Source organism: Halomonas sp. ANAO-440 (genome assembly GCF_019915905.1).
Lineage (GTDB): Bacteria > Pseudomonadota > Gammaproteobacteria > Pseudomonadales > Halomonadaceae > Halomonas > Halomonas chromatireducens.
This window is the reverse complement of the sequence record NZ_JAHXBV010000041.1, coordinates 1-1,076: the sequence shown is the minus strand read 5'-3', so window position 1 is coordinate 1,076 and position 1,076 is coordinate 1. Positions and strand designations below refer to the sequence as shown.

Below are 1,076 nucleotides of genomic sequence, written 5' to 3'. Positions count from 1 at the left end.
CTGTCGGGTCCCGTGTGATTGACCACCCGCTTAGTAAATAACTCAGGCCGTTTGGTCTGCCATTCCTTCATCGCTGCAATGGGTGATTGATGGTGCAGCGCCTTCTGTGGGATATGGTGGTTGTACAGCCAGCAGTAGCGTTTCAACGTCTGCTCCAGGTCTTCGCCTGACGTATAGCGGCGAGTCGCCAGTACATCGCTGATGCGGCCGTTGAAGCGTTCCACCATGCCGTTTGTCTGTGGCCTTCCCGGCTTGATCAGACGATGTTCGATGCCATGGGCCTGGCACTCCTGATCGAAGGGGTGGCGGCCGCTGGGCTTGCGCTCACCCGCCCGCGTGAAGCGATCGGTGAACGACTTGCCGTTGTCGGTCAGCACCGTCTGGATCTTGAAGGGAGCCTTTTCCTCCACCCGCTTCATGAACCCCCGCGCATCCTTCGCGGACTGGCTGCACCTGACCTCCAGATAGACCCAGCGCGTGGCACGGTCGATGGCGACGTACAGGTAGCGCTTTTGCTGCTCGTCGGGCATCTGAGGCAGGTGCTTGATGTCGACGTGTACGAAGCCCGGCTCGTAGTCCTTGAAGGGCTTGTACCGGGGCTTCTCTTCATCGCCGGCGTCCTGCCGGGCCAATGCCGCCAGTGTTGGGACCTCGCGCCGCTTTAGCATGCGATGCAGGCCAGAGCGTGACAAGCGGGGATTCAGGAACTCACGCGCCACGACGAGGAGATCATCCAGGCCGAGGCGAAGAAATTCGCGAGCCGTGATCAGCAGCTCCTCCTGCTCGGGAGTGAGCGTGGCGAGCAGGTTGTGGCGCGTGTGTGGACGGTCATAGACATCGTCACGGTATCGCCAGCGCCGGATGGTCGCGGTGGAGACGCGATACTGGCGGGCTAGCTCACTATCCGTGATGCTGGAGGGTGCTGCCTGGATCTCGGCACGGATCTTCGGTGTCGTCGTCGCTTGTTTATGCAGCTTGATGTCCATGAACCTGCTCCCGGATGAATTGGTGAAGAAGCTCCCTCGCTGCTAGCAGAGGATAACTTCTATAGGCGATCCGATCATCCGGAACCCTAC

General features: G+C 60.3%; 1 protein-coding gene. It reads right to left on the bottom strand.

The genetic code is table 11. The annotated features are described in order from the left end of the window. On the bottom strand, positions 1–986 hold a 986-nt coding region (locus KZO25_RS18540; RefSeq protein ID WP_223138072.1), incomplete at its 3' end, for an IS481 family transposase. Between the last annotated feature and the right edge of the window lie 90 nt (positions 987–1,076).